Origin of the sequence: Nosocomiicoccus massiliensis, assembly GCF_000438455.1 — a bacterium.
GTDB classification, from domain to species: Bacteria; Bacillota; Bacilli; order Staphylococcales; family Salinicoccaceae; genus Nosocomiicoccus; species Nosocomiicoccus massiliensis.
Genome location: NZ_CAVG010000072.1, coordinates 1 through 3310 on the forward strand (window position 1 = coordinate 1; position 3310 = coordinate 3310).

General features: G+C 33.1%; 2 protein-coding genes. Both read right to left on the reverse strand.

What is annotated here, in order from left to right:
* Nucleotides 1–94: 94 nt before the first annotated feature.
* A complete protein-coding gene (locus TJ68_RS03465; protein ID WP_342354509.1) occupies nt 95–2956 on the reverse strand; it encodes a pLS20_p028 family conjugation system transmembrane protein in 2862 nt (953 codons plus the stop codon).
* The gene (locus TJ68_RS03470; protein WP_040928761.1) at nt 2953–3174 is read right to left on the reverse strand and encodes a hypothetical protein; all 222 of its coding nucleotides are present in this window, start codon (nt 3172–3174) and stop codon (nt 2953–2955) included. Before TJ68_RS03470 ends, TJ68_RS03465 begins: the two co-directional genes overlap by 4 nt.
* Between the last annotated feature and the right edge of the window lie 136 nt (nt 3175–3310).

Genomic DNA, 3310 nt, shown 5'->3' on the forward strand with positions numbered 1-3310 from the left:
GAATTAAATATTTATCCACTTTTCTAATCCTCTCCTTTTTCTAATACAGAATTTATAAAAGGCACTTTATCTATGATAAAGTGCCTTAAAATATTTATAAGTCATCTATAGTTGTTACAATGTCCTTAAAGCTTTGTTCCTTATAAACAGAGCTTGGATTTGAGATTTCATGAATAATATTATTACGTAATCCCTCGTCTAATCCTTTTGTATTCATAACAGTGTTGATTTGGTTAGATAGTGTTGATTGGTTTTTCGTACTATAACTAAACTCTGCTTGGTTGACAATTGCTTCTTTGACACCCATTTCGATATTACTGCCTCGAATCATGTTAACAAATTCACTACGATTTTTTGCTACAGGATCTGCTTTATTATAGATTTCGTTGAGATAAGCATTTTTGTGTGATACTCCTGAGCCACTTGATAACACTTCTGATAATACACGTTGTTGACTGTTTGATAATGGTTGTTCACTATTTCCATTAAAAATAGTATTAACTAATTGGCTTTTTGCACTACTATTTAATGCTTCTCCTGTAACTGCCTGACTAACAAATTGTGTTTTTAATCCAGATGCCATGTTATCTGATCCCTGCATTACTTTATTTATCATCTGTGTTTGCATTGATGGATCGTTGTTATTGCTATAAATTGCATTTACTAATTTAGTAGCTGTATCTTGTGGACTTGCATTAGAATTAATTAATTCTTCCACATTTTTAATTTGTGCTTTCGCTCCACGATCTGCACTACTTAACACTTCACTAACAAAGGCTTGTTGTGTTTTTGTACCAGCCTCGCCATTTGCAATAGAATTAATCATTTGAGTTTTAGATTCTGTATTTGGCGTGTTACTTGTCATTGTATTTAAGAGTTGAGTTTTAGCTTCAACGCCCATATCTTTATTACTCATGACTGCTTCTACAAGCTGTTGTTTTGATTCGTTTGGTATTGATGAGTTTGTAACCATTGCTTCTATTAACTGTTGCTGTTTCTCTGGTTGATTATTCATTCCTGTTACAATATCTTGTACCATTTGTGATGGATTACCTTCAATTGCTCCACTCATCACACCACTAACTAACTGATTCTTTTCTTCCAACCCTACACTACTACTATTGAGCAGAGAGCTAATCATTTGTTGTTTAGATTCTGGATCATTGATATTGCTTAATAATCCATTAATACGCTGTTGGGCTTCGCCAGTTGTAGCTCCTTGTAACATAGCAGATATGAGTTGTTGACGGTCATTATCACTTGTTGGTTGTGTGTTTACAAGTTCTGATACGTTACGTACAGCATCCATTGGATTAGTAGCTCCTGTACTATCTGGTTGAAGCGATGAATTTACATTAGCTAAAGTATTTGCTAAATCTTGTGGTGATGCTTGTAAATTAGTTGAGTTATTCGGTGATTTAAATGTATCTGTTTCACCACTATAAACATCTCCGATAGTCTTAACGCTATCTTTAATACCTTGTGCTGTTTGGCCGACAGTTGAATCTTTTAATGCATCTGCCATTTCGCCATAACGTCTACCTGCTTTCTGACCAAAGCTATATAGGTTTTGTCCAAGTTCAGACTCAGAGAATTTACCGACACCTGATCCAATCGCATTTTTCGCATCATTCATTGTATCTTTCATCGTTGCTGATGCTAAATTACTTGTTCCTTTCTTAATACCTTGAAGACGTTCGTTATTAGAAATTTTGTCTGCTACATTACTTGCACCTTGTGTAGCAAGTCCAACTCCTTTTGCACCTGCTGTACCCATCGCCATTGCACCCATCATTACACGCCAGCCATCTTGTAATCCTAAATCGATACCTAAAATACGTTTTGCAATCTCTGGACCATCGATTAGGAAATAACTCATCGCAAAGATGATGATAGATGTGACAACCCAGTTAAAGTCTTGTACTGTTAACCATCCGACACCGATAATGTAGATTTGCATAACGAAAGGAATCAATGCTAATGCACTGTAGTTAATTAAAATATCCTTTATTAATGCTTTCATACGCTGTCCTGTTGAAAGGTCTGTTGTTGCAATAAAAGGTGCTATAATTTTACTAAACGTTATTTCCATAAATAAGCGAACGACTTTAAATGATGTCGCAACTAACGCTAAACTAATCGCTATAAATTGTGCCATTAAAGCCCATGGATTAAATGTGTATCGGTAGTAGAATTGACTAAATAATTCAAAGTTACCGATAAATTTAATGTCCATACGTGGAACATCTTGCAATGACTTATTGAACTGCCAATCAACTGCAATATATTTATCGAAAATATCTTTGTCTTCTTCTGTTAAATTCATCTCTTTCATACGTTCTTTTAAATTCTTTCCATCGACATCTTTTACACTAGTATTAATTTTTTCGTTGATAGAGAGCAACTTTAAGTTTTCTTCTGAAATGTTGTTGTTGATACCATCTTCAGAAACTTGATAATTGTTTTTTGCAATCCATAATATGTCATTAATATTGGTTTTTAATAGTTGTGTCGCTAATTGATTTGTAGATTGATTTTCATCGCTCGATTGATTTTGAGCGTACTGAAAAACATCATTAGTCATACTGTTTAATTGAATTAACAACCATGGTAGTATCGCAAAAATACCAATCGCAAGTAACAGATTTGTGATGATTTCTTTTTTAAACAATTGGTTACCTGTTAAAATCTGATAACCATAAATGAGTATCGCAATTGTTAATAACGCCCATGCAATTGGCATGACGTTACTAAATAAAGTGTCGATTTTACTACTTTCAATTAGACCTCCTAATGTATAAGTTTGTTCGACTGCTTTTTCTAAAAAACTAATTATCCAGAAAAGTAATTTTATCAATCCAAAACCTACCCACCTAAGCATATCGTTAATAGGGTTTGACATGGAGAAATAATCACTTAATCGTTCTAATATTTCTTGTGCATCCAAAATTATCACTTCCTTGTCGTTTGAACTAATGCACCTACATATCTATTTTTTAATTCATCGTCGTTAATTTCATTTAAAAACTCGTATAAGTTACTAATATTTATATCTTTTATAAATAATTGTTCCAGCATTTCTTCATCTATATTGCGTGTTCCAACTTTTGCATTAAATATATGGAATAACTGATTAAATGTATCTTCTTGTAATACGTCTTTTATCTTGAACACCTGATCTTGATAGTTATACTCTAGGCGTTCTCTATCTGTGAAACGTTTCTTTACAGGTTGCTGTACAGATTTTTGAACTATATCTTCACTATCTTTTTCTAATACATCTCTATTTCTGTTTTTAATTCATCTAGTT